Source organism: Mesorhizobium sp. WSM1293, from assembly GCF_000513875.1.
In the GTDB taxonomy this organism is placed as follows: domain Bacteria; phylum Pseudomonadota; class Alphaproteobacteria; order Rhizobiales; family Rhizobiaceae; genus Mesorhizobium; species Mesorhizobium ciceri.
The window spans coordinates 1-22,125 of record NZ_AZUV01000034.1; the positions used below are offsets into that span (position 1 = coordinate 1).

The 22,125-nt window shown below is 62.9% G+C and carries 19 protein-coding genes and 1 pseudogene; 12 read left to right on the forward strand and 8 right to left on the reverse strand.

Annotated features, from left to right (window positions below):
* Together M729_RS0128015 and M729_RS0128020 are read left to right on the forward strand one after the other, a co-directional pair.
* Positions 1 to 990: autotransporter domain-containing protein (locus M729_RS0128015; protein WP_156949347.1), on the forward strand; the 990-nt coding region annotated here is incomplete at its 5' end.
* 74 nt (positions 991 to 1,064) lie between these two features.
* Positions 1,065 to 2,111: a hypothetical protein gene (locus tag M729_RS0128020; protein WP_013525339.1), complete on the forward strand. Its 1,047-nt coding sequence runs from the start codon at positions 1,065 to 1,067 to the stop codon at positions 2,109 to 2,111.
* Between the two features lie 150 nt (positions 2,112 to 2,261).
* Here M729_RS0128020 and M729_RS0128025 read toward each other — a convergent pair whose 3' ends face one another.
* The 3 genes from M729_RS0128025 to M729_RS0128035 form a co-directional block, all read right to left on the reverse strand.
* A complete protein-coding gene (locus tag M729_RS0128025) occupies positions 2,262 to 2,888 on the reverse strand; it encodes a LysE family transporter (protein WP_245267642.1) in 627 nt (208 codons plus the stop codon).
* Between the two features lie 131 nt (positions 2,889 to 3,019).
* Positions 3,020 to 4,129 carry a helix-turn-helix transcriptional regulator gene (locus M729_RS0128030; RefSeq protein WP_244507013.1) on the reverse strand — a complete coding sequence of 370 codons (1,110 nt, stop codon included), beginning with the start codon at positions 4,127 to 4,129 and terminating at the stop codon, positions 3,020 to 3,022.
* A gap of 74 nt (positions 4,130 to 4,203) precedes the next feature.
* Complete coding sequence (locus tag M729_RS0128035) at positions 4,204 to 5,346, reverse strand: helix-turn-helix transcriptional regulator (RefSeq protein ID WP_013525342.1); 1,143 nt, start codon at positions 5,344 to 5,346, stop codon at positions 4,204 to 4,206.
* Between the two features lie 640 nt (positions 5,347 to 5,986).
* Between M729_RS0128035 and M729_RS0128040 the strand changes: the two genes are divergently transcribed.
* From M729_RS0128040 to M729_RS0128080, 8 genes are all read left to right on the forward strand, one after another.
* The gene (locus M729_RS0128040; RefSeq protein WP_224673607.1) at positions 5,987 to 6,994 is read left to right on the forward strand and encodes a YadA-like family protein; all 1,008 of its coding nucleotides are present in this window, start codon (positions 5,987 to 5,989) and stop codon (positions 6,992 to 6,994) included.
* Between the two features lie 10 nt (positions 6,995 to 7,004).
* On the forward strand, positions 7,005 to 7,676 hold the full coding sequence (locus tag M729_RS0128045) for a hypothetical protein (RefSeq protein ID WP_013525344.1): 672 nt from the start codon (positions 7,005 to 7,007) through the stop codon (positions 7,674 to 7,676).
* Positions 7,677 to 8,501: 825 nt separating this feature from the next.
* On the forward strand, positions 8,502 to 10,937 hold the full coding sequence (locus tag M729_RS0128055; RefSeq protein WP_027163531.1) for an ATP-binding protein: 2,436 nt from the start codon (positions 8,502 to 8,504) through the stop codon (positions 10,935 to 10,937).
* Entirely contained in the window at positions 10,937 to 11,320 is a 384-nt protein-coding gene (locus tag M729_RS0128060) for a response regulator (protein ID WP_174299098.1), read from the forward strand. The genes M729_RS0128055 and M729_RS0128060 overlap by 1 nt, the downstream gene beginning before the upstream one ends.
* A 263-nt stretch (positions 11,321 to 11,583) precedes the next feature.
* Positions 11,584 to 11,976 (forward strand): response regulator, encoded by a 393-nt coding sequence (locus tag M729_RS0128065; protein ID WP_013525347.1) that lies wholly within the window; start codon positions 11,584 to 11,586, stop codon positions 11,974 to 11,976.
* Entirely contained in the window at positions 11,976 to 13,718 is a 1,743-nt protein-coding gene (locus M729_RS0128070) for a YaiO family outer membrane beta-barrel protein (protein ID WP_013525348.1), read from the forward strand. Before M729_RS0128065 ends, M729_RS0128070 begins: the two co-directional genes overlap by 1 nt.
* 2 nt (positions 13,719 to 13,720) lie before the next feature.
* Positions 13,721 to 14,758 carry a HEAT repeat domain-containing protein gene (locus M729_RS0128075; protein ID WP_013525349.1) on the forward strand — a complete coding sequence of 346 codons (1,038 nt, stop codon included), beginning with the start codon at positions 13,721 to 13,723 and terminating at the stop codon, positions 14,756 to 14,758.
* Positions 14,758 to 16,182, forward strand: coding sequence for a glycosyltransferase family 2 protein (locus M729_RS0128080; RefSeq protein WP_013525350.1), 1,425 nt, complete (start codon positions 14,758 to 14,760; stop codon positions 16,180 to 16,182). The genes M729_RS0128075 and M729_RS0128080 overlap by 1 nt, the downstream gene beginning before the upstream one ends.
* A gap of 15 nt (positions 16,183 to 16,197) precedes the next feature.
* Here the strand turns inward: M729_RS0128080 and M729_RS0128085 are convergent, their stop codons facing one another.
* Positions 16,198 to 16,482 (reverse strand): Hpt domain-containing protein, encoded by a 285-nt coding sequence (locus tag M729_RS0128085; RefSeq protein WP_013525351.1) that lies wholly within the window; start codon positions 16,480 to 16,482, stop codon positions 16,198 to 16,200.
* A 205-nt stretch (positions 16,483 to 16,687) separates the two neighbouring features.
* Positions 16,688 to 16,993 (reverse strand): annotated as a pseudogene (locus tag M729_RS1000000138585) (nucleotidyltransferase); the annotation flags it as partial.
* 393 nt (positions 16,994 to 17,386) lie between these two features.
* Between M729_RS1000000138585 and M729_RS0128090 the strand changes: the two are divergent.
* Together M729_RS0128090 and M729_RS0128095 are read left to right on the forward strand one after the other, a co-directional pair.
* Positions 17,387 to 18,112 carry a HemK/PrmC family methyltransferase gene (locus M729_RS0128090; RefSeq protein WP_013525352.1) on the forward strand — a complete coding sequence of 242 codons (726 nt, stop codon included), beginning with the start codon at positions 17,387 to 17,389 and terminating at the stop codon, positions 18,110 to 18,112.
* On the forward strand, positions 18,109 to 19,224 hold the full coding sequence (locus tag M729_RS0128095; protein ID WP_013525353.1) for a hypothetical protein: 1,116 nt from the start codon (positions 18,109 to 18,111) through the stop codon (positions 19,222 to 19,224). The genes M729_RS0128090 and M729_RS0128095 overlap by 4 nt, the downstream gene beginning before the upstream one ends.
* A 48-nt stretch (positions 19,225 to 19,272) precedes the next feature.
* Here M729_RS0128095 and nadE read toward each other — a convergent pair whose 3' ends face one another.
* Genes nadE through M729_RS0128110 form a run of 3 tightly spaced genes read right to left on the reverse strand, consistent with a single transcriptional unit; the run spans position 19,273 to position 22,114 of the window.
* Positions 19,273 to 20,280, reverse strand: coding sequence for an NAD(+) synthase (gene nadE / locus M729_RS0128100; protein WP_013525354.1), 1,008 nt, complete (start codon positions 20,278 to 20,280; stop codon positions 19,273 to 19,275).
* Complete coding sequence (locus tag M729_RS0128105) at positions 20,277 to 21,821, reverse strand: class I adenylate-forming enzyme family protein (protein ID WP_013525355.1); 1,545 nt, start codon at positions 21,819 to 21,821, stop codon at positions 20,277 to 20,279. The genes nadE and M729_RS0128105 overlap by 4 nt, the downstream gene beginning before the upstream one ends.
* A 26-nt stretch (positions 21,822 to 21,847) precedes the next feature.
* Entirely contained in the window at positions 21,848 to 22,114 is a 267-nt protein-coding gene (locus M729_RS0128110; RefSeq protein ID WP_027163534.1) for an acyl carrier protein, read from the reverse strand.
* Positions 22,115 to 22,125: the final 11 nt, after the last annotated feature.

Sequence of the window (22,125 nt, forward strand, 5' to 3'; positions counted from 1 at the left end):
GCCTCGGCCAAGGGCATGCTGGTCGAGGACAGCCGCTTCGTCCGCGATGCGGCCACTTCTCGTATCCGCGCCGCTTTCGGCGACGGCAGCACCGCTGCTTTGCCGGTCATGGCCTATGGCGATGGTGGCCCTGAAATGGTTGCCGCCGATACTGATCGCTTTGCCGTCTGGGGCCAGGCTTTCGGGTCCTGGGGCAANACCGACAGCGACGGCAACGCTGCTGCCTTCGATCGTTCGACGGGGGGCCTGCTGGCGGGCGCCGACACGCTGGTGGGCGGCTGGCGTGTCGGTCTGCTTGGCGGTTACAGCCATGCGAACTTCGATGCCGATGATCGCAGCTCCAGGGGCGACGCCGACAACTCCCATCTCGGTCTCTATGGCGGCACCAACTGGGGCGCCATCGCTTTCCGAACCGGTGCGGCCTACAGCTGGAGCAGCCTGTCGACAAAACGCTCGGTCGCCTTCAACGGATTTGCCGATCAACTTTCGGCCGACTATGACGCCGGCACCGCGCAGATCTTCGGCGAACTTGCCTACAAGGTCGGTAGCAGCGGGCCCGATGCCGAGGGCTTCAAGTTCGAGCCCTTCGTCAATCTCGCCTATGTCAGCGTGCACACCGACGGCTTTACCGAAAAGGGCGGCGCGGCAGCGTTGACCAGCGCGGGTTCCACCACCGACGCCACCTTCACCACGCTCGGCCTGCGCGGCTCGACCGGTTTTGCGCTCGGCAACATCAATGCGACAGCGCGCGGCATGCTCGGCTGGCGGCACGCTTTCGGCGATACCACGCCGCTGTCGACGGTCGCCTTTGCCGGCAGCGATGCCTTCACCATCGCCGGCGTGCCGATCGCCACGGACAGCGCCGTGATCGAGGCCGGCATCGACCTCAAAATGTCGGCCAATGCGACGCTCGCCCTGTCCTATTCGGGACAGTTCGGCGGTGGCGCTGTCGACAATGGCGCTAAGCTCGATCTCGCGGTGAAATTCTGACGGCGAGAGGTGGCGATCATCAGGAAGCGCCGTCACCTTGGTTGCAAGATTAGCCAGAGACTGATGGAGGCAGCATGGTCAAGTCGATGGGCGATTTCCACACGAAGCATGAAAGCGGCTTTACGCCAACAGAGGGGTGTAAACTGCCGTTCGACGCGGACATTCTGGAAGGTGAGGCCAAGGCGCGAAAGCAATTGCTTGGCCATCAGAACGCTTTCCTTTCCAAGCCCAAACGGTCCGCCAAAGACGTCGACGATCTGATCGAACAGATGGTCGCGTTCGACAAGATCCGGTCCGGGCACTATTGGCGAGAATATCGAACGGATCTGATCGCGCGGAACGTGCGTTCGGCGGTTGGCGAAGCAGGATCCATGCTTGATCTGGGCAAGTTGTCGCCACGACCGGCGACCAGCACAGTCATGATACCGCGCCTCAAATTGCCGGACTTCGACCCCGTTCCTTTTGGTCCGGTCGAACGGGGGGAGCGACAGATCATCGACCTGAGCTCGGTGGCTCGAGGAACCTACTTCGACAAGTGGTTCAACTACAATGGGCGCTGGACGCTCACCCAACTCTTCGATCACGCCGTGACTGATCCGGTACCCCTGTCAATGGATTTCGTCAGCGCCAACAATTTGGACCCATACGATGCGGATGGCCTGTGGGCTGCGAGCGAAACCGGCGTCTGGTTCACCTATGTGCCTGATATCGACGGCTACGTAACGCTTTTCTGGCTATCGGACCCACTTACCTATCGCCTGTTCACACAATACTCTCCGCGCGACGCGGACGGTTGGGCGAATGGTTGGCTCTCGGTGGAAGGGGTTGTCGGCATCTGGACACAAAATTCATTCGCAGGGCGCGACTATGTCGAGATAGCGAGCAGCAACGGCAATGCGCATGACACGCTGCAGGCAACCGGCGTCCTTTTCATTCACAACAGCACATACCCCGTCCAAGCCGGGAAACCGGTCAATGTGCTGATCGGAACGCGGTCGAACATATTTGGTGTCTGCGACGGAACTGGGATTAATTTCGGAGCGGGCGTTGTCGCGCGGATTGACCAGCCCATCTCCGTCTTCACACGAGCGGACCGGGAGCCATATTCGCCGTTCTATTAAACCGCGCAGGCGAGCCGATCTTCGGGGACTGGAGATCGTCGGGAGTGCGTCGCTAATCGCCGATGGCGCGAGTGCGGCCCGGTCGTCGCTTGCCGTCCTAGCAAATTGCAGTGAGCGCGACCCTGTCCAGTCCAGACACCGCTACATGTTTTAGCCCTTCAACGACCCAAGCGCGGCGAAGCCGAGCGCCACCAGGGCACCTCCCAGGACGATATCCGCATGCTTTCGGAAACGTCTGTAGAACCGCTGTGTTACAGGTTGGGAAATGCAAAGGCCAAGAAGACCAAACCAGGCGATCGCAATGGCAAACACCAATGCGACCACGGTTAGGTAAGTCGCCCCGCGGAGATTTAAGTTCAGCGTTGAAGAGGCGAAAAATATTGCAGTTGCGGGATTTGCCACCGCAGTGACAAAACCCAGCCGGAAGTGCCGAACGTTTGCGACCGGTTTCGGCTCATCCGGTCCCGTCTTGATCGACCAAGCTCGCCGCATCGAGTTCCATCCAATGAGGACCAGCAGTGCGCCGTAGAGGCTGGCGGCTATCTGATGCGCGATGCCCTCGTGCGGCAATGAACCGACCCCCGTCGCGACGACGGCCGCCAGCGAACTTGCGCCAAGGGCGATACCGGCGGCAGCGGAAAGCGCCGTAGCACGCGACGCGGTCAGCCCGGCCTGCGCAACGACGGCAAAATTGGCACCCGGCAGCATTGCCACGAGCGAATAGGAAACGGCAAACGGAAATAATCCGGCCGCGACAACGTATCCGGTTTCCATCATTGATTGGCCCCGCATCATCAACGACCTGCCCTACTTCATGGCTGGCCACTGCAAACCTAGCCAAAATCTGGCCGAAAGACGCGGCCCCGAACAATCGGCAAATGCCGACTGTTAGATTTTTTGTTCGGGAATTACCGGCCACGGCCGCTGAGCGGCTCGGTACTTTTGAGCAGCGCGACCAGTTCGCTCTGCTGCCGGGTCCGGGTCTTGGAGAAAATCCGTTCGAGATAGGTGCGGCAGGTCTTCACGGTAATGTGGGAAAGGGCCGCGGCTTCCTTTAGAGACCGCCCCGATGCCAATGCCGTTGCAAGCCTCGCTTCGGCGGGTGTCAGGTCAAACAGGCTGCGAACATGTAGCTCGAAGCCATCGGGAGTGCGCCGGGCGACCTCCGTCACCATGATCACCGCGCAGCGCTCCGACGCCAGGCCATAGGCGCGGGCATCGACGAACGGTGCGACTGACAACACCAGCCGCGTCAGATCAGATCGCTTGTGATCCGATGGCACGATCAGCGTTCCTCCGGTGCCTGGCATGGCGCCGTTCCGCAACGAGCAGGCATCGGCAACCAGCCGTTGAAGCTCCTGCGCATCTCCGGCATTGGAGGCGACTACCACACCGTGCTTCAGCGCCAGCGGACTGTCGGGCCGCGCCAGCATCGCCTCGGCGGCCTCGTTCATCTGCACGATCCGCTGATGGCCGTTGATCAGAAACACGCCGAAGGGCAGATGCGAAAAAGCCGATGCCAGCGCTGACGTATTCTCCAGCCGCCGGCCGATCTGCCCGGCGCGCAGCATGTGCGGCACGATCTTTTGCAACAGCTGGACGTCGTCGCCACCGAACGCTTCCTGCCTCAAACCGCGATGAATATCAAAAAACCAATAGGAGCCGTTGGCGGCCAGAAGATTACAGGCAAGCCCGTGATACATGTCACGCGGCCTGTACCAGTCTTGCCAGAGTTCACGGCGGCGGAAGCCGGCGCCCCCTTCCGTTACCAGCGTGCGGTCATAGACTTTGCCCACAGGCAGGGCGGCCGCGACTACGCTGATGGGATCGCGCATGTGCGCAGCGGTTACTTCGGACGAAACGAACTCGGGATCATAAACTGTTGAAACTGCGTTGCTCGTCGTTGGATCGAGCCGCACAATGCAGGAGCGCGAGCCGCCAAGGAGATCGCGCAGACCAGTCACTGCCTCGAGCCAGCGTTCCTGATCGTAGGCAGCCTCGTAGATCTGGCCGACCACGGCGGACACCGCTTCCAGGTTTGCGTCAGCCATTGGCCTCGAAATCCTTAGCACGCTCGCTGTGCATGAGCCGGCTACCCGCCGCGCCCGCTAAGCGGTTCGGTGCTCTTGAGCAGCGCAACCAGTTCGCTCTGCTGCCGGGTGCGGGTCTTGGAGAAGATACGTTCGAGATAGGTGCGGCAGGTCTTCACGGTGATGCTCGAGCTTGCCGCGGCTTCCTTCAGCGTCCGCCCGGATGCCAATGTCGCTGCGAGCCGGGCTTCGGCCGGCGTCAGGTCGAACAGGCTGCGGACATGCGTCTCGAAGCCATCGGGGATGCGCCGGGCGACCTCGGTGACCATGATCACCGCGCACCGTTCCGAGGCCAAACCGTAGGCGCGGGCGTCGACGAAGGGCGCAACCGACAGCACCAGCGGCGTCAGGTCGGAGCGCTTGTGATCCGACGGCACCATCAGCGTTCCGCCGGGTCCGGGCATGGCTCCGTCCGGCAGCGAGCAGGCATCCGCGACCAATTGTTGAAGCTCCTGCGCATCCCGGGGATTGGAGGCGACGATCGTGCCGCCATTCAGCCTCAGCGGGCTGTCAGGCCGCGCCAGCATTGCCTCGGCGGCCTCGTTCATCTGAACGATCCGCTGGTGGCCGTTGACCAGGAACACGCCGAAGGGCAGGTGGGAGAAAGCCGATGCCAACGCCGAGGTGTTCTCCAGCCGCCGGCCGATCTGCCCGGCGCGCAACATATGCGGCACGATCTTCTGCAACAGGTCGATGTCGTCGGCACCGAACGCGTCCTGCCTGGAGCCGCGGTGAATATCGAAAAACCAATAGGAGCCGTTGGATGCGAGAAGATTCGAGGCGAGCCCATGATGCATGTCGCGCGGCCTCATCCAGTCCTGCCAAAGCTCACGGCGGCGGAAGTCGGCGCCGTCTTCCGCTATCCGTGCACGGTCATAGATGTTGCCAACCGGCAGCGCAGCCACGACGGTGCTGATGGGATCCCGCATGTGTGCTGCCGCCGCCTCGGGAGTACACAGTCCCGGATCATCGACAGTCCCCACCGCGTTGAACGCCCGCTGATCAAGCCGCGCGATACAGCTTCGCGATGCCTTGAACAGGTCGCGCAGGCCGGTTACCGCACCGAGCCAGCGTTCCTGGTCGTAGGCCGCCTCATAAATCTGGCCGACCACGGCGGAGACCGCTTCGATGGTGACGTCAGCCATGGGAACTTTCCGATCCTTGGGACCATCAGGTTTCGTGAAGAAGCCTAACACACGGAAGCTCTCGCGCAAGTTGCATTGTCGCTGAAGGCGATGATGTCGCCACCGGGTTCCCCTCATCGATAATTAGCAAAAATGAATATGTGACCATGCGGCAACAACCCGACCCAACAAGGAGGTAGCGGCCTCACAAAGCGAGGAACAGTCGGCATATGACGACTGTTCGCTTCATCGCCTTGTCTGCACTCTCCCGACACATCGGCAATTTGATCGGGGGTTTTTGGGCGTGGTGGCAAGAATGATCAAGCAGGCGGGCGCGCCGCGCCAACTAGAGACAGCCGCACCGTCGGATGGGAGGCGGTTCCGTCTCGCATCGAGAGACGCGAAAGCGACTGAGCAAGACAGCTCGCGCGGCGGTCCGGTCCTCGTCACCGCTTCGGCCGGCGCGATGGTTTTGGCCATCTCGGTATTTCCAGGGCATGCGTTGGCAGGTGAGTGCGCTGGCGGCCACGACACTGGCCATTCCAACAGCCTCGCCTGCGGCAATGATACCAGTATCCCTATAGGACAGGCACAGACATCTGCTGCCTTCGCCACAGCCGTCGGTCCGCACGCGTATGTGGGAGAACTCGAAGGCTCGGCCGTGGGTTATAATGCGGAGGCAGGGGCGCAGGGCACTGCCCTGGGCGCCTATTCAAAAGCGGGACTTGATATCGGCTTTCTGAGCAGCGGTGGCACGGCCATCGGCATGGGCGCCGAGGCGGGCGTAGCGGCTGATGGGCAGAACGAAGCCACTGCATTGGGTCACAACTCAACCGCCAATGCCTTGAACGCCACCGCGCTGGGCGCTGGGGCAACCGCCAATTTCTTGGCTTCCACCGCGATCGGCCAAGGCGCATCGACAACGCGCGACAACCAGGTCGCCATCGGCACGGGCGGAAACACCTACACGCTGGCCGGCGTCAATTCGCAGGCGAGCAAGGACGCGCAAGGCGCCACGACCTATCTGATGACAACGGACGGCGACGGCAATCTGGCGGCTTCAACATTCGATGTCGCGACCCTCGAAGGCCTGCCGGCACAGGTCGCCCAGAACAGCACCGACATCACCAATCTGAGCACCACGGTAAACAGTCATACAACGCAGATCACCGCTAACACCGCCGAGCTCGTCGATCATGAGACGCGCATCACCAACAACACGACGCAGATCGCGGCCAACACCACCGAACTCGCCGATCACGAGACGCGCATCACCAGCAACACCAACACGCTCACCACGCACACCACGCAGATCGCGGATCTCGACACCAGGGTAACGACCAATGCCACCAATATTGCTGCGCTCGACGGCCGCGTTGGCGCGCTTGAATCCGGCTTCCAGGATATTGGCAAGCAGATCAGCGCAAACCGCACGGAAGCCCGTGGCGGTACGGCGCTAGCCCTGGCGACGGCGGGACTGCGTTACGATGACAGGCCTGAGAAACTGTCGATCGCTGGCGGCTTTGGTCATTTCAAGGGGCAATCGGGCCTGGCGCTGGGACTTGGCTACAACACCAGTGAGGATTTTCGCCTCAACGCCGCCGTGTCGGCGACAACCAGCCGTGGCGATGTCGGCGTCAGCGTCGGAGCCTCATGGACACTGAACTGACGCGGCCGGCATGAACGGGGTTTTGGGGCTTCAGCAGATCGTGTCTTTTCAGTGGCGGGCGCCCGGTTGGCGGACCCCGGGCGCCCGCGGTTTTTTCGCTGCGTTGGCCGTCGCGCTGATGGTCGTCTCGGTGCCTGTGCAGCCCGCGCATGCGCAAAGCAGAGACAAGCGGGTGATGCAAAAGGCAGCCCATCCCGCCAGCATCGACCGCAACGGCGTGCTGATCCTCACCAGGACAACGCTGCTGGCGCTCGACCAGGCCAACAAGACCGGCAACTACACCGTGCTGCGCGATCTCGGCTCACCGAATTTTCAAGCCAACAGTGCCGCGGGGCTCGGCGACATCTTCGCCAGTCAGCGCAAGCAGGCGCTCGATTTCAGCGCCGTCGCGGTGCTCGATCCGCAACTGACCTTGCTGCCGCAGATCGAGCCGAACGGTATGCTGCACATAGCGGGGTTTTTCCCATCGGTACCGCTGCAGGTCAATTTCGAGCTGCTGTTCGAACCGGTGAACCGGCAGTGGAAAGTCTACGGTGTGTCGGTCAACCTCACGTCCGGCGGGCCGCAGGCGCCCGACACACCCGCCGCCGAGCCGCCGAAGAGGGCCGTTACAGGCCCGCCGCCGGATGGGCCCTCGATCGCCGTGCAAGCGAAGAAGGGAACCAAAGCGGTCAAGCCGTAGGAACGTGGATGCAGGCGGAGCGCTGTTCATCAATGAAGGCGCAACCGTTACCATCAGCAATGTCGACCTTTCCGGCAACGAGGCCAAGGGCGGCGTGGCCAGCAACATCCATCTTTCGTTTGGCGGCGGGTCCGGCGGCGCAGGCAAGCTTCGGGTGGCAATGACTCGGCAAGCCAGGGCGGCATTGGCGGCTCGCCCAATGGCGGCAACGGCGGGACGATGCTCGCAACGGTCGTCATAACCAATACGGCTCGATCGGCGGTGGCTTCCGCCTTATTGTAGTGGAGGTAGGGCACACCCAGCAGATGCCTTCCCAGATTTGCCCTGCGTAAATCGTCAGTGTCGGCAAGGACTAGGGGACCACCTGCTGTAACTGCCCCGGACTGCGCGAGTTGGTGAGCTAGAAGTCCGCCGATCTTTACGCGGCCGATAAGAAGTATGGCTTTGCCACCAAAATTGCCGCGCGATCCCGTGTTTCGACTATAGATGTACCCACGGGGCAAATGTTCCCACCCCTGTGTCTCACAGGCGTGCCGATTTTCGTCAAGGGCTGGTGGGGCAGGGGACGGGTTTTGGCGAACAAGGCAGTTCACGTGAAAAGGATGGATGGCGACTGTCTGCCAAAAATTGGCGGAACGCGGACTTCACTGCCCTAACCGGACCGTCGGCTTTGCGCCTCATGTCGGCCATAGATGCAGCAGCAATCAAGGTGGCCCCACCGAGCTGCCCTGATCGCGGGGTCGACCGCACCGCCGACCGGGCTGTAGCTTCTTTAGACCTCGGATAGGTTTTGGCGCTATCTATCGGAAAAAAGGAGCCGAAGTCATGATCGAGATCTGGCAGTCACTCCTCGCCAATCTTGCACTGGTCTCCATCCTCGTGGTCGCCTGGGACCTTGTGGCGGACTTCACCGGGCGCCTTTCGAAGCGGATGCAGTCGCTGCTTCTTGGCGTGGTCATGTGCGTGGGCGCGATCATTTCGATGGCGACGGCGTTGTCCGTCTCCGGCTTCGTCGTCGATCTGCGCGCCGCCTTCATTGCTGCGGCCGCGTTCTTCGGCGGATGGCCGGCAATGCTGATCGCCACGGTCGGCTCCATTGCCTATCGCGTCCATCTCGGCGGGCAGGGCGCCAGCGCCGGGGTGATGGGTATCCTCATCACCGCAATCGTCGGTATCGCGTGGCATCACATCGTCGCGGCCCGTTCGCGCACCATGCACGACATATTCGGTCTGGGCGTAACGGTCGCTCTCGCCGGGCTGATCACGCTTCTGGTCATCCCCACGCAAGCCGTCGCCGGCCTGGTGCAGCAGAGCACGTTCCCGTCGCTCGTGTTCCGCTTCCTCAGCACAATCATCATCGGCGTCCTGCTCGATCGGCAGCAGCGCCGGCGGGAGCTCTTGATGTCCAACATGACCTACCGGGCCATGGTTCGCGAACTGCCCGATTGCCTGAACATAAAGGATGTCGACGGCCGCTTCATCGCCGCCAATCCGGCCACCGCCGAAATGGTTGGCGCCACTTCAGTCGACGATCTGATCGGCAAGACGGATTTCGATTTCTATCCGAAAGAAGTCGCGGAGCGGTTCCGGCAGGATGAGATGGGCGCGCTGGAGGCAGGGCAGACGCTGCGGATCGATCAGCCGGCGCTTTTGCCGGATGGCCGGCAAGGCTGGCTCTACACGCTCAAGGCACCGTTCCGCGACGAGTCCGGCAAGATCGTCGGTGTCATCACCTACAATCGCGACATCACCGAGCAGAAACGCACCGCCCAGCTCAAGAACGATTTCATTTCCACGGTCAGCCATGAGTTGCGCACACCGTTGACCTCTATCCGGGGTTCGCTCGGCCTGATCGCGGCCGGCGTGGCCGGCGAACTGCCGCCCAAGGCCGCCAATCTCGTCAACATCGCCCATACCAATAGCGAAAGGCTGGTTCTTCTCATCAACGACATTCTGGACATGGAGAAGATCGAATCGGGCGTGATCACCTTCAAGATCAAGCAGATGCCTGTCCGCCAGGTCCTGGAGCAGGCCATTGCCGCCAGCTCCAACTACATGGCCGACAGTCGGATCAGGATCGTTCTGGTCGACGATGCCCCGCGCGCCGAGGCCAACATCGATCCGGATCGCCTGCACCAGGTGATGGCGAACCTCCTGTCGAATGCGATCAAGTTCTCGCAAACCGATGGGACCGTCACTGTGAAATTCCAGCGTCGTGACCGCGACATGCTGCGCATTTCCGTGGTGGACCAGGGCGCCGGCATCCCGGAGGCTTTCCGCAGCCGTATATTTGGAAAGTTCGAGCAGGCGGACGCCTCCAGCACCCGTAAAATTGGCGGCACCGGCCTGGGCTTGAGCATCGTCAAGTCCATCACCGAAAAGCTCGGGGGCGCCGTTTCCTTCGAAACCGAGGAAGGCCAGGGAACCTCGTTTCACGTCGACCTTCCCGAGGCGCACAGGCAGGCCGACAAGCCGGTTTTGGTCGAGCGCCGGGCGCGCAAGCGCGATGGCCGCCTGCGTGTCCTCATCTGCGAGGACGAGCCCGACATCGCTGCGGTGATCGCGGCACTTCTTGATGCGGAAGGCTTTTCCAGCGACGTCGCGCCCGATATCGACACCGCCAAGGCGCTCCTGAGCTCCCGCGACTACGTAGCGCTGACGCTCGACATCAAGCTGGCGGGGGAATCCGGCATCAAGCTCTTTCACGACTTAAGGGCATCACCGGTGAATTCCGACATTGCGGTCATCGTCATCTCCGCCGTCGCCGACGAGGCCAGGCGCTCGCTGAACGGCAGCGCCGTCGGCATCATCGATTGGCTGGAGAAGCCGGTGGACTCGAAACGGCTTCACGCCGCTCTCGCCAAGATCGTCGGCCGCAGGGTCGAGCCGAGGCCACAGGTCCTGCATGTCGAAGACGACGAGGGCGTGCTCGCGGTGATGTCGGAGGGGCTGGGCTCGGGCGTCTCGATCACATCCGCAAAGACGCTGCAGGAAGCTCGGCAGGCGGTCGCGAAGCATCGCTTCGATCTGATCATCCTGGACATTGCACTCCCCGACGGATCTGGCCTGGATCTCCTCGTCGATCTGCCGCTGGAGACCGGCGTCATCGTGTTTTCGGCGGCGGAGCTCGACCAGAAACTCGGCGATCGCGTGCAGGCGATCATGACCAAGACCAAGGCGTCGGAGATCGATGTGGCAAAGCTGGTCAGGAGCATGTTGGTTACGTCCCGAACCCGGCTTGCCGCGAACGCCAAGGAGTGATGCTGATGCGCGCAAGGATCCTCTATGTGGATGACGAGGACGATATCCGCGAAATCGCCCAGATGTCGCTGGAGCTCGAGCCGGAATTCGAGGTGCGGTCCTGTTCTTCGGGCATGCAGGCACTGGCCGATGCCGCCGAATGGCAACCCGACCTCATTCTGCTCGACGTGATGATGCCGGACATGGATGGGCCGGAGACGCTGAGGCGTCTGGCCGAGGCTGGCGCGACGGCCTCGATACCCGTGGTGTTCATCACCGCGCGCACCCAGACGCATGAGGTCGAACGCTATCTGGCAATGGGCGCGGTAGGGGTGATCGCCAAACCGTTCGACCCGCTTGCGCTTGCCCGTGAAGTCAAAAGATTGCTTCTGTCGCGCGCCTGAGTCGACGATTGACTGGCCACCGAGCGCGTTCTGGCTGCAGACTGTGCGATGCCGTTCAGGGCTCCTATACCATGTCGCCTTATTCATCTACTGATTGTGCCGAGGGTGCAGGCGCAGCGAATCAGGTTGTCTATAATCGCGGTGGCATCGGCGGACGTCGATGAGAGAGCTGAGAAGAATATTTCTGTCTGCATGAACCGCATTGGCGGATGTCGGTTCATGGGTTGATCACTCCGGGGGGCGACGGAACCGGAGCAAGGCTGGTGAACGGATCGAAGGCAAGAGTTCTGATTTGCGACGACGATCCCTTGTTGATCGAGCTGATGGAATTCAGGCTCAGGGCAAAGGGATATGAGGTCATCAAGGCAGTAGACGGGGCGGAAGCGCTCTTGAAGGCGGAGCATGAGGCGCCGGACATCATCGTGCTCGACGCGATGATGCCCAAGGCCGACGGCCTGGAGGTGCTTGCCCGCATCAAAAACGATCCGGCTTTGTCCGAAACTCCGGTCGTCATGCTGACCGCCCGCAAGGGCGAAAGGGATATCGTCTCGGCCCTGGAGAAGGGAGCGGACGACTATCTTGTGAAACCATTCATTCCCGAGGAGCTGCTGGCCCGGCTTGCGCGTCTGCTCGCGCGAAAGAGCGGGAAGCGCTGATGCGGCGCGGCCGGCGCGCAGCCCTTGCCGCATGGCTGGTCCTGACGATCGCTGCGCCCCAGGGCGCGGCGTTGGCGCAGACGGTGGATGAACTTTACGAGTTCGGCGTCAAGGCCAGGCAAGCGCAGCGTTTCGAGGCGGCGGCGGGTCTTTTCCGGCGAGCCCTGGCGCTCAGGCCCGACAATGCCGACGCCCTGGTGCAACTCGGTTTCGCCGAGCTTGGCCGCAACAATCTGCCGGCGGCGCGCGAAGCCTTTTCCAAGGCACTGTCCCTTGCCCCAACCTATCGGGACGCCAGCTTCGGCATGGCCGAAGTCGAGTTCCGCTCGGGCAATCCGGACGCCGCCTTGCCGCTCGCCGAAGAGGTGTCGCGTGCCGAGCCCGACAATGCCGATGCAAGTACCCTTGTTGCCAACATCCGCAAAGCCCAGCGGGCCGGCAGCAGCAAGGCGAAACCTGCGACCGCGAGGAAGATACCGCGCCCGCCGCGGCCGGATCCCGTCGCCGGCCTGATGGAGGAGGGCCGACGATCGCGGGCTGCGGGACAATTGCCGGAGGCGGAGAATGCGTATCGCCGCGCCCTTCGGCTGGCGCCGAAAAACACTGATATCCTGGTCGCCATCGGTTTGGTGGCTGGCTCCCAGCAGAAATTCGACCAGGCCGGGCAGTTCTTCGACCAGGCGCTGGCCATTAGGCCCCGCCTTCTCGGTGCCCGCCTCGGCAAGGTGCGCCTGGCGATCTGGCAGGGCGACGTACCGCGCGCCCGCGCGATGATCGATGATGTGCTTGGCACCGCGCCTGACAATGTCGAGGCGATGGCTCTCGACGCGCGAATTTCCCTGCTCGAGCAGGATTACACGCGGGCCGAGCAGTCGTTTCAGCGGGTGCTGGCGGTAGATTCGCACAATGCCGAGGCGCTGGTGGGGATCGGCGACCTGCGCCGGGCGCGTGGCGACGACTTCGCCGCGCGGGAAGCCTACCGCCAAGCGCTCGCCATCGAGCCGGGCTCTGCCGATATCGTGCAAAGGCTGGCTGCGCCGCCGCCGCGCAAATGGCGACTCGATCTGGGCAGCGAAGTCAGCGATCTCACCGAGGGGCTTGGCGACTGGACCGACAGTTCGGTTGGCCTTGCCTATCAACTCACCCCGCAGACAACCATTTCAAGCCACACCCGGATGGCGACCCGCTACGGTCGCACCGATGTTCAGATCGACGGCCGCATCGACCAGGCCTTTTCGCCGACGGTTTCGGCCTATGTGCTGGCAGCGGCGACGCCGGATGCCGATTTCCTGGCCCGATATTCGATCGGCGCCGGCGCTTCGTGGCAGATCATGGCGCCCGCGAAAGCGCTCGGTCCGTTCTCGCTCAACATCGATGCTCGCTATGACAATTTCGTCACCGCCGAGGTCACCACAATCTCGCCCTGGGTGCAGGCCTATGTCCTGGACGGCCGGCTGGGGCTTTCGGCACGTTGGGTTCACGCAGCCGACGATATCGGCACGCGCGCCGATGGCTATGTGCTGCGGGCCGATCTTGCAGTCACCCCGGCCGTCAACGTTTTTGGTGGTTATGCAGATGCCCCCGAGATCTCCGACGGCACGCTGGTGCCGACGCGTACCGTCTTTGGCGGCATCTCCTGGGACGTCACCGATCCGCTGACGCTGCGCGGCAGCCTCGCCCATGAGCAGCGCCCGACATTCGACCGAACCACATTCGGGCTCGGCCTAACCACGCGGTTCTGATCATGTTGTACATCTGGCACTTATCCATCCTGCTCAGTGCCCTTTCCCTGGCGATCATGCTTCTACTGATCGTGCGTCGGGTATTGCAGGAGCGCCGGGGGACGACGGGCGCCGATCAGCGGCGCCTTCTTCTGACGGCGCTGATCGCCTTCACCGAAAATCGCGATCGCGAGGCATTGAAGACGGCGCTGCTTGCGGTGCCGGCGAGGGTGGCGGTCGATGCCGGTTTCGAGTTTATTTCGCTGTTGCGCGGCGAGGAGCACGACGAGCTCCTCTCAGCCTTCAACGAATGTGGCCTGCCGGCGCTTGTCAGTACCCAACTGGAAAAAGGCAACGCCGCCGAACGCATCCACGCGACCGAGATGCTGGCGGCGCTGCGTTCGGAAAACGCAGTGGCAAGCCTGCTTTCGGCACTCGACCGCGACGGATCACGCGAGGTCAGGATCGCCGTCGCGATCGCGCTCTGCGATCTCGGCGCCTTGCCGCCGCTCGTCATAACGCTGCGCAAGATCGGCGTGGCGGGACAGCGCTCGCGACGCCTGATCGAGCTTTTCAGGCGCTTTCCGCCGAAGCGGCTCGACGAACTTGAGGATTACGCCAGACTTCAGGGCGCGGTGCCTTTCATTAGAGCGGCCGCAATCGATGCACTTGCCCGCAACGGCGGGTTCCGGTTTGGCGACTTCTTTGCCCGCGCGGCCGGCGATCCGTCATCGGAGGTTGCCGCAGCCGCATTGCGGGCACTCGGGCTGACCGGACATGCCAATGCGACGGCCATCCTGACCAAGGCGATGGAAATTGGCGGCTGGAATGTGCGTGCAGACGCTGCCAATGCGGCGGGCCGCCTCGGCCTGTCTGAACTCGCCGCGCCCCTCGCGCAGCTTATGGACGACGAGGCATGGACTGTGCGCTATGCCGCCGCCAACGCGCTCCGCTCGTTCGGCCAGAAGGGAGAGCAGGTGCTGCGCGAGATCGCCACCAGCGAGGTCTCGCGCCGCCAGCGCACCGCCTCGCTGATCCTTGCCGAGGGGCCGGCCGCCTGATGTTCGACTGGAGCCAAGAGATCGTCCTGGGTGCCTCCATCCTGTCCTGGTTCATCATTGGGGCAGGGCTGGCGCAGACGGCGGTATACCTGCTGCAGCTTATTATTGCCGCCTACGCGCTGTCCAAGCGTCCGCCAGTCGCGCGTTCGGCGCTGCTATGGCGCCGTTATGGGGACGTCGCGCCGCCAATCGCGCTCCTGGTACCCGCCTACAATGAGGAAGTGAACGTAGTCGAGAGCGTGCACTCGATGCTGGCGCTTGAATATCCGAATTTCGAGGTGATCGTCATAAACGACGGCTCGAAGGACCAGACTCTGCAGCGCCTTATCGAAGGCTTCAAGCTTGTGAAATTCCATCGGCCCTATGAGGAGGCCCTGACGCACAAGCCGATCCGCGGTCTCTATTCCTCGCCGATGACCGAACGGCTGTTTGTGGTTGATAAGGAAAATGGCGGCAAGGCCGATGCCCAGAATGCCGGCGTCAACGTCTGCCGCGCGCCGCTGTTTTGCGTGATCGACGGCGATTCCATCCTCGAGCCCGATGCGCTAATGCGTGCCGCGCAGCCCTTCATCGACGATCCAGAGCGCACCATCGCTGTGGGCGGCACGATCCGGATCGCCAACGGGTCCAGGATCGAAGGTGGCAGGGTGCGTGAGGTCCGGCTGCCGAACCGGCTGCTGCCCCTGTTTCAGGTGGTCGAATATCTGCGGGCCTTTCTCATGGCGCGGCTTGCCTGGAGCCGCATCAACACGCTGATGCTGGTGTCCGGCGCCTTCGGCATGTTCCGCCGCGCCGAAGTGGTAGCGGTTGGCGGCTTCACCGGTGGGTCGATGGGTGAGGACCTCGATCTTGTGATCAAGCTGCACCGTCACATGATGGACACCAAACGCAAATACCGCATCCAGTTCATTCCTGAGCCGGTGTGCTGGACCGAAGCGCCCGAGTCACTCCGCGTTCTTGCCAGACAACGCACGCGCTGGCAGCGCGGTGCGCTCGAATGCTTCTTCCGTTACCGCTCCATGCTCTTCAACCCCCGTTATGGGCGTGTTGGCTTCCTCGGCTTTGGTCACATACTGGTTGTTGATGTGCTGGGGCCGATTTCGGAAGTCCTGGGCTATGTGCTCATTCCGACCTTTTGGCTGCTCGGCATTCTTTCGACCGAGTATCTCTTGGCGTTCACATCGCTGGTTTTCACCTACGGCGTTTGCGTGAGCGTGTGTTCGCTGGTCCTCGAAGAAGCCGAGCTTCAGCGTTTTCCGCGCGCGCGGGACCTCGCCGTGCTCACGGCCGTGGCAGTGATCGAGAACTTCGGCTACCGCCAGCTCAACAATTTATGGCGCGTGAAGGGCTGGTGGCAGTATCTACGCGCCGACCAGAGCTGGGGCGAGATGACCAGGACCGGCCTGACTGGACCTAAGAAGTGAGCCCTTTCGGTTAAGTCACTTCAACGTATGCTCGAGTTGTTCGATAAGCCCGTCGAGTGCGGCATGCACGGCCCCGTCATCCGGCTGCTCGATCAGCAGTGTTTCCAGCGCCGATGCCTGTACGCTGATCTCCGCAAACCCGAACGTTCCCGCGGCTCCGGCGAGCGAGTGCGCGGTCGCAATCAGTGAGTCGTTGGAACCCTTGAAAAGGACTGTGTGCCGCGCCGCCTTCAACTCCGCCAGTTGAGCGGCGCACCTGGCCAGGAAACGTTGCCGTAGGGGGGCGAAGGGATCGTTCAAAGTGGGAGGCGCTCCGCGACCAGGTTTCAGAGACATTCAAGCATAAAATTCGGTGGAGTGAAACGAAGGCTCTCCCTTTGAGTCTGCCCTTGGCTGCGAAGAACTCCGCACCCTCAGCGAACGTTCTTGCTTGGGGCAGGCGGCCCGCAAAATAGTCCCCTCCCATCCGAAAGGCCTCCACGGGGCCTGTAGGGACCGGAATAGTGAGCGGCTCCCCGTCGAGCTCGTAGAGAACGATTCCCTCACGGCGGATGTCGACAAAGAAGTACTGACCTTCCCTGAGTGCAGTGTTCACCTCCCGGCGGGAGTGGACGGTGACGCTGACGGGTGTCTCCATTCACGCATCAGGCGGTCGGCCGCAGACTGCCAATAGCCGGCGGAATCGGTCAGCTTGCGATTGTTCACCATCACCAGCCTTCAGCGCGTCGTCGAACTCCTGAAGCAGCACCTCCACCGTTCTTGTCAGCTCGCGCTGCTTTGGCGGCGGGAGATGGTCTATGCTGGATTTCATAAACGAGGATCTGTCGTCCATCGGGTATGCTTAGCCGAGACTACGCCTCGAATCCACAGACTGCCTCCCCGGGCAGACGCAATTGAAGTATGTGGAGCTTGCTGGCTCATTCGTTCGCCGCTCAGCAGACCGAGGTTGCCGTCGGTTGCAGCGGTACTCAACCGCATGCTGGCGTGCGCACGCCCGGAGTCTGTCCGACATCAAGTCCGGCAGCTACAATCGGCAACTTCAAAGACCGAAATGCGTTCGATTTCATATCCGCGCACCAACGCCGCATCTATATGGCCGAGTTGGTGCGCTGCGCAGTATCGGCGGCGATATCTTTAGCAGCCGTTTACCGGAGCGCGATAGGTCCTGTGTATGCAATACTGTCGGATGACGTAAGGAACCGCCGTGCCGCACAGAGCAGCAGCCCTAGCCGGCCGTTCTACGCCCCGCCTGCATCGTTTCATGAGCGTGATGCTCGAACTGGCTCCGGGCGTTCTCGTGCCGCGTCAGGAAACGGAGTTGCTCGGACAGAGGGCGCTTGCGATTCTTGGCGATCGCGCGCCCGGCCCGATGGTGATCGACATGTGCTGCGGCTCCGGCAACCTTGCTCTGGCGATCGCCGCGGAAGTTCCGTCGGCCCGCGTCTGGGGGGTGGACGTGACTGACAGCACGGTCGCGCTCGCCCGGAGCAATGCCGAACGCTTGGCCCTTCAGGACCGGGTCACCATCCGGAAAGGGGATCTGTTCGGTGCGCTGGAGGGCGATGGGCTTATCGGCGCAGCGGACATGATTGTCTGCAATCCGCCCTATATCTCGACCGCGCGCCTCGAAGGCGAGAGCGCGCATCTGCTTGAGGGCGAGCCGCGCGAGGCCTTCGACGGGGGGCCTTACGGCATCTCGATCCAACAGCGGCTGATCCGGGACGCAACCGATTTCCTCAAGCCTGATGGCTGGCTGCTGTTCGAGTTCGGGCAGGGGCAGGACCGCCAGGTGGCTGCCCTGATAGCCAGAGCCAAGGCCTATGAACCCGTGACATTCGCCAAGGATGAGGTCGGAATGCCGCGTGTCGCACTCCTCCGCAAGCTTGGGAACGGTTCGCCCGCGATCTCATCCTCCGCGAGTTTGGCATGAGCCAGATTCGTCCCCTGCAGGCTGCGGATATTCCGGCCGTCGCCGGGCTCTTTCAAAGAACCTTCCGGGACGGTGGCAAGCCGCCGCCTCCGGCGCTCGAGACTTATCTGCGCTGGCACTATCTCGAAGGCCCGGTCTGCGATCCGGAGATCGCGTCTCTCGTCCATATTGCGAGCGAAGGCGACATTTCAGGCTTTGTCGGCGTAAATGTGCTGCCGATGAGGCATGGCCAGTGCAAGTTGCGCGCCGCCATCTGTGGTTCGCTCATGGTCGAACCGCGGGCGAACGACCCGATGGCCGGCGCAAGGCTGCTCAGGACATTCCTGGCCGGGCCGCAGGACATCTCCTTCAGCGAAACCGCAAATGCCCTCTCGACGCAGATGTGGACGAAACTGCGCGGGGTCGCCCTGCCGCAATACAGCCTGGACTGGATCCGGGTCATCCGGCCTTCGGCCTTCCTGCTCGATCTAGCCTCGCGGCGAGCCGGCGCCGTGCGCTTGCTTGACCCGCTCGCGCGCGGACTCGATCGCTATCTTCGCGGACGGATGCAGGAGAACGAGATGCGCTGGTCCGGGGTCCCGGAACTCTGGAATGGCAAGGGCGGCCTCAAGGTAGCCGAAATCGATCAAGCCGGTTTTGCGGCTCTTTTGGACCCGTTGACGCGGCAGTTCCCGCTCCGCCCCGACTGGAGCGCCGAGCAGCTTGCGCATATCCTCGCGGAGGCTTCCCAGAAGCCGGACTATGGTGATGCCGTGTTCGCGTCCGTCTCCTCCCCCAGCGGGGCGCTGGTCGGCGCCTTCCTCTATCACACCCGCCCGGGCAGGATGGCGCGCGTGCTGCAGGTTCTGGCCCTGCCGGGGCAAGCTGGTTCCGTCGTCGACTGCTTGATTGGCGATGCGGCGCGGCGCGGCGCCGCCGGCCTGCGCGGCCGGACGCAACCCGCTCTGCTCGCAGCGATGCTGGGCCGGCGGGTCGCCTTCACTCAACCGGCCTCGACCGTGGTGCATTCGCGCGACGAGGAGCTGGTGAACGCGTTTCTGAGCTCGCAAGGCTTCTTCAACGGGCTGGCCGGCGAGCGCTGGAATCGCTTGGCCGGGGAGCAGTTCGAATAGGCCGTCATTTGCCCGCGCGGCGACGTAATCCCGATGGTCGCGCCGATCTCAGCTGGCGATTTCCTCGACGGGGCGGACGAGCTGCGGGCCAAGGTGCAGATGGCGCGTCGCCCGGCGCTTGGCGGCGATATCGGCCCAGACGCGTTCGACCTCGACCGCAGTCAGCTTCGCGGCGGCGCCGACGTCCGCGGCTGAAAGGCCGTTATTCAGGCCGAAGAGGCAAATATCCATGCGGTCATAGGGCAGGGAGAAGTAGAACTCTTCCTGCGTCTGCTCGAGGGAATAGGTGTCGGTCGTCGGCGCCCTGCGGCAGATTTCCTCGGGAATGCCGAGATGGGCGGCAAGCGCATAGACTTGGCTCTTGTAGAGATGGGCGATCGGTTTGACGTCAGCCGCGCCGTCGCCATTCTTCACGAAGAAGCCTTGGTCGTATTCGAGCCGGTTCGGCGTGCCGAGCACGGCGAAATTCAGCCGGTCGGCGTGATAGTACTCGATCTGTTTGCGCGTGCGCTGCTTCATGTTGGTGGCGGCGACGATGCCGAGATAGACCGCCGCCGACATGCGCAGCTTCGTCTGCCGGCCTTCGGGGTCCTGCACCACCAGCGAGGAGATGTTGTAGCCCTCCCCGGCGAGTGAATTGGCGATGACGATCTTTGAGGCCCAGCCCGGCCCGTATTCCGGCACCAGCTCGCGGATGAAGGTATCCCGCCGCTGATAACAACCCATCGCGTGCAGCGTCGGGCCGATATCCTCCACGATCGCTTCGACGCCAAAGGTTTCGGCGGCCAGCCGGCCGAGGCGGAGGCTGTCGGGATCGGAGTCGCTTTCCGGCATGAACAGGCAGAAGACGTTCTTCGCGCCGACGGCGCGGGCGGCGAGCGCGACCGAGACGCTGGAATCGATGCCGCCAGAGAGGCCGAGCACGAGCCCGCGCTTGCGCATGCCGCGTAGCTGCTCGCGCAACCCGGCGACGATGCGATCGGTTTCCGCTGCGTTGTCGAGCGTCAGCGCGTCGGCCGAGAAGGCGGGACGGCTCGGGGCGAGGGAGAGATTCATTGTGCAGTCCCCAACGTTTCGGCCGCCAGCCTTCGGCTGACCTTTCCGGTATCGGTCTTCGGCAACTCGCGGCGGAACTCGATGAGCTTCGGCACCATGAAATCCTCGAGATGAACGGCGCAGTAGCGAATGATGTCCCGCTCGCTCAGGGTCTCGTCCGAGAGAACGACGAGAGCGGCAATGGCGTGGCCGAGCACCGGATCCGGCACGCCGGTCACCACGGCTTCCACGATGCCTGGATGGGCGTGCAGCACAGTTTCGACTTCCTTCGGGGCGACCTTTTCGCCGCGCGTCTTGATGATGTCGTCCTTGCGGCCAACGAAATAAAGGAAGCCGTCCTCGTCCGTCCGGAACAGGTCACCGGTGTGGAGCCGCTTTTCCCAGGGATGCGGCCCGGGACGCAGCATCTGCTCCGTGGCCACGTCGTTGCGCCAATAGCCCTGCATGACATGCGGGCCGCGGATGACCAACTCGCCCGCCACGCCCGGTGGCATGCGGTTGCCCTCATCGTCGACGACGATCGCTTCCGTGTTGGGAATAGCGATGCCGACGGAACCCGGCCGGCGGTCCAGCTCCTCCGGGGGCAGGTAGGTGCAGCGCTTGCATTCCGTCAGACCGTACATGGAAAAGAGCCGTACGCCGGGGAACAGCTCGCGCAGCCGGGCGATATGCACCGGCGGCAGGGCGGCGGCGGTGTTCGAGATATAGCGAAGGCTCGGCAGGAAACCCGGCGCCAAATCGCGCATCTGCAGGATCAGCGCCGCCATCGTCGGCACCAGCGGGAAACCGGTGACCTTCTCGGCGCGGATGCGCTCGAAAATGGCCTGCGGAAAGGCGAATGATTTTTCGAGGACGAGGGTCGCGCCGAGCTTCGTCGCCATCAGCAGCTGATAGAGGCCGTAGTCGAAAGCCAGGGGCAGGACATTGAGGATGATGTCGTCACGGGTGTTGCGCAGATAGGTCGTGATGGATTCGGCCGCGGCATCGATATTGCGATGCGTCATCATCACGCCCTTGGGGCGGCCGGTGGAGCCCGAGGTGTAGATCAGCATGGCGAGGTCGATATCGATCCCGCCATGGCGAATGGGCACGGGCGCGACCTTGAGACAATCCTCGAAGGAGGCAGCGCCATCCGGCGTATGGCTGGATGGCGCTTGCGTCGACGCGACGAAGAACGGCCGGTCCGACAGCGCACGCGCCTGGATCACGACAGGCATCAGCTTGGCCTGAGTCAGGATCGCCGCAGCCTCGCAATCGTCGATGACATAAGCGAGCTTGTCGGCCTTGGTGGAGGCGTTGATCGGGCTGAAGGTCGCGCCCGCCTTGAGAACCGCGAAGATCGAGACGGCGGCTTCCCAGCAATTGTCCATGAAGACGAGAACGCGGTCGCCGCGCTGCACGCCATTCTCGGCGAGAGCGGTCGCAAGCCGGTTCGACAGATCGTCGAGCTCGTCATAGCGCAACCGCTCCCGGTCGGTGACAAGCGCCGTCTTCGCGCCATGCGCGGCCGCGTTCGTGATGAGGAATTGCTCGACCCGCATGAGCTCGGGCCTTCCGCTGCCAGCCGTCACGCCGCGACGAGCGATGCGGTCTTCCCTGTGATGAAGGCCGTGATGCGCGCCAGTGAATCGAGGTTGGCCGGCACGATATCGGCGTCCGCAACTGTGATTCCGCAATGGTCCTCGATAAAGGCCACCAGTTCCAGAACGCCGGTCGAATCGATGATGCCGTTCTCGATCAGCGAGTCCGTATCGGCGAGGGCGTGGGTGGTGTCGCCGAACAGGAAGTTCTCGATGACAAAGGCCTTCACTGCGTCTTGGATCGTATCGGTCATGTCGTTCGCTT

Coding starts and splice junctions, on each gene's coding strand:
- M729_RS0128020 (WP_013525339.1), top strand. CDS start 1,065: ATGGTCAAGTCGATGGGCGATTTCCACACGAAGCATGAAAGCGGCTTT.
- M729_RS0128025 (WP_245267642.1), bottom strand. CDS start 2,888: ATGATGGAAACCGGATACGTTGTCGCGGCCGGATTATTTCCGTTTGCC.
- M729_RS0128035 (WP_013525342.1), bottom strand. CDS start 5,346: ATGGCTGACGTCACCATCGAAGCGGTCTCCGCCGTGGTCGGCCAGATT.
- M729_RS0128045 (WP_013525344.1), top strand. CDS start 7,005: ATGAACGGGGTTTTGGGGCTTCAGCAGATCGTGTCTTTTCAGTGGCGG.
- M729_RS0128055 (WP_027163531.1), top strand. CDS start 8,502: ATGATCGAGATCTGGCAGTCACTCCTCGCCAATCTTGCACTGGTCTCC.
- M729_RS0128060 (WP_174299098.1), top strand. CDS start 10,937: ATGCTGATGCGCGCAAGGATCCTCTATGTGGATGACGAGGACGATATC.
- M729_RS0128070 (WP_013525348.1), top strand. CDS start 11,976: ATGCGGCGCGGCCGGCGCGCAGCCCTTGCCGCATGGCTGGTCCTGACG.
- M729_RS0128075 (WP_013525349.1), top strand. CDS start 13,721: ATGTTGTACATCTGGCACTTATCCATCCTGCTCAGTGCCCTTTCCCTG.
- M729_RS0128080 (WP_013525350.1), top strand. CDS start 14,758: ATGTTCGACTGGAGCCAAGAGATCGTCCTGGGTGCCTCCATCCTGTCC.
- M729_RS0128095 (WP_013525353.1), top strand. CDS start 18,109: ATGAGCCAGATTCGTCCCCTGCAGGCTGCGGATATTCCGGCCGTCGCC.
- nadE (WP_013525354.1), bottom strand. CDS start 20,280: ATGAATCTCTCCCTCGCCCCGAGCCGTCCCGCCTTCTCGGCCGACGCG.
- M729_RS0128105 (WP_013525355.1), bottom strand. CDS start 21,821: ATGCGGGTCGAGCAATTCCTCATCACGAACGCGGCCGCGCATGGCGCG.
- M729_RS0128110 (WP_027163534.1), bottom strand. CDS start 22,114: ATGACCGATACGATCCAAGACGCAGTGAAGGCCTTTGTCATCGAGAAC.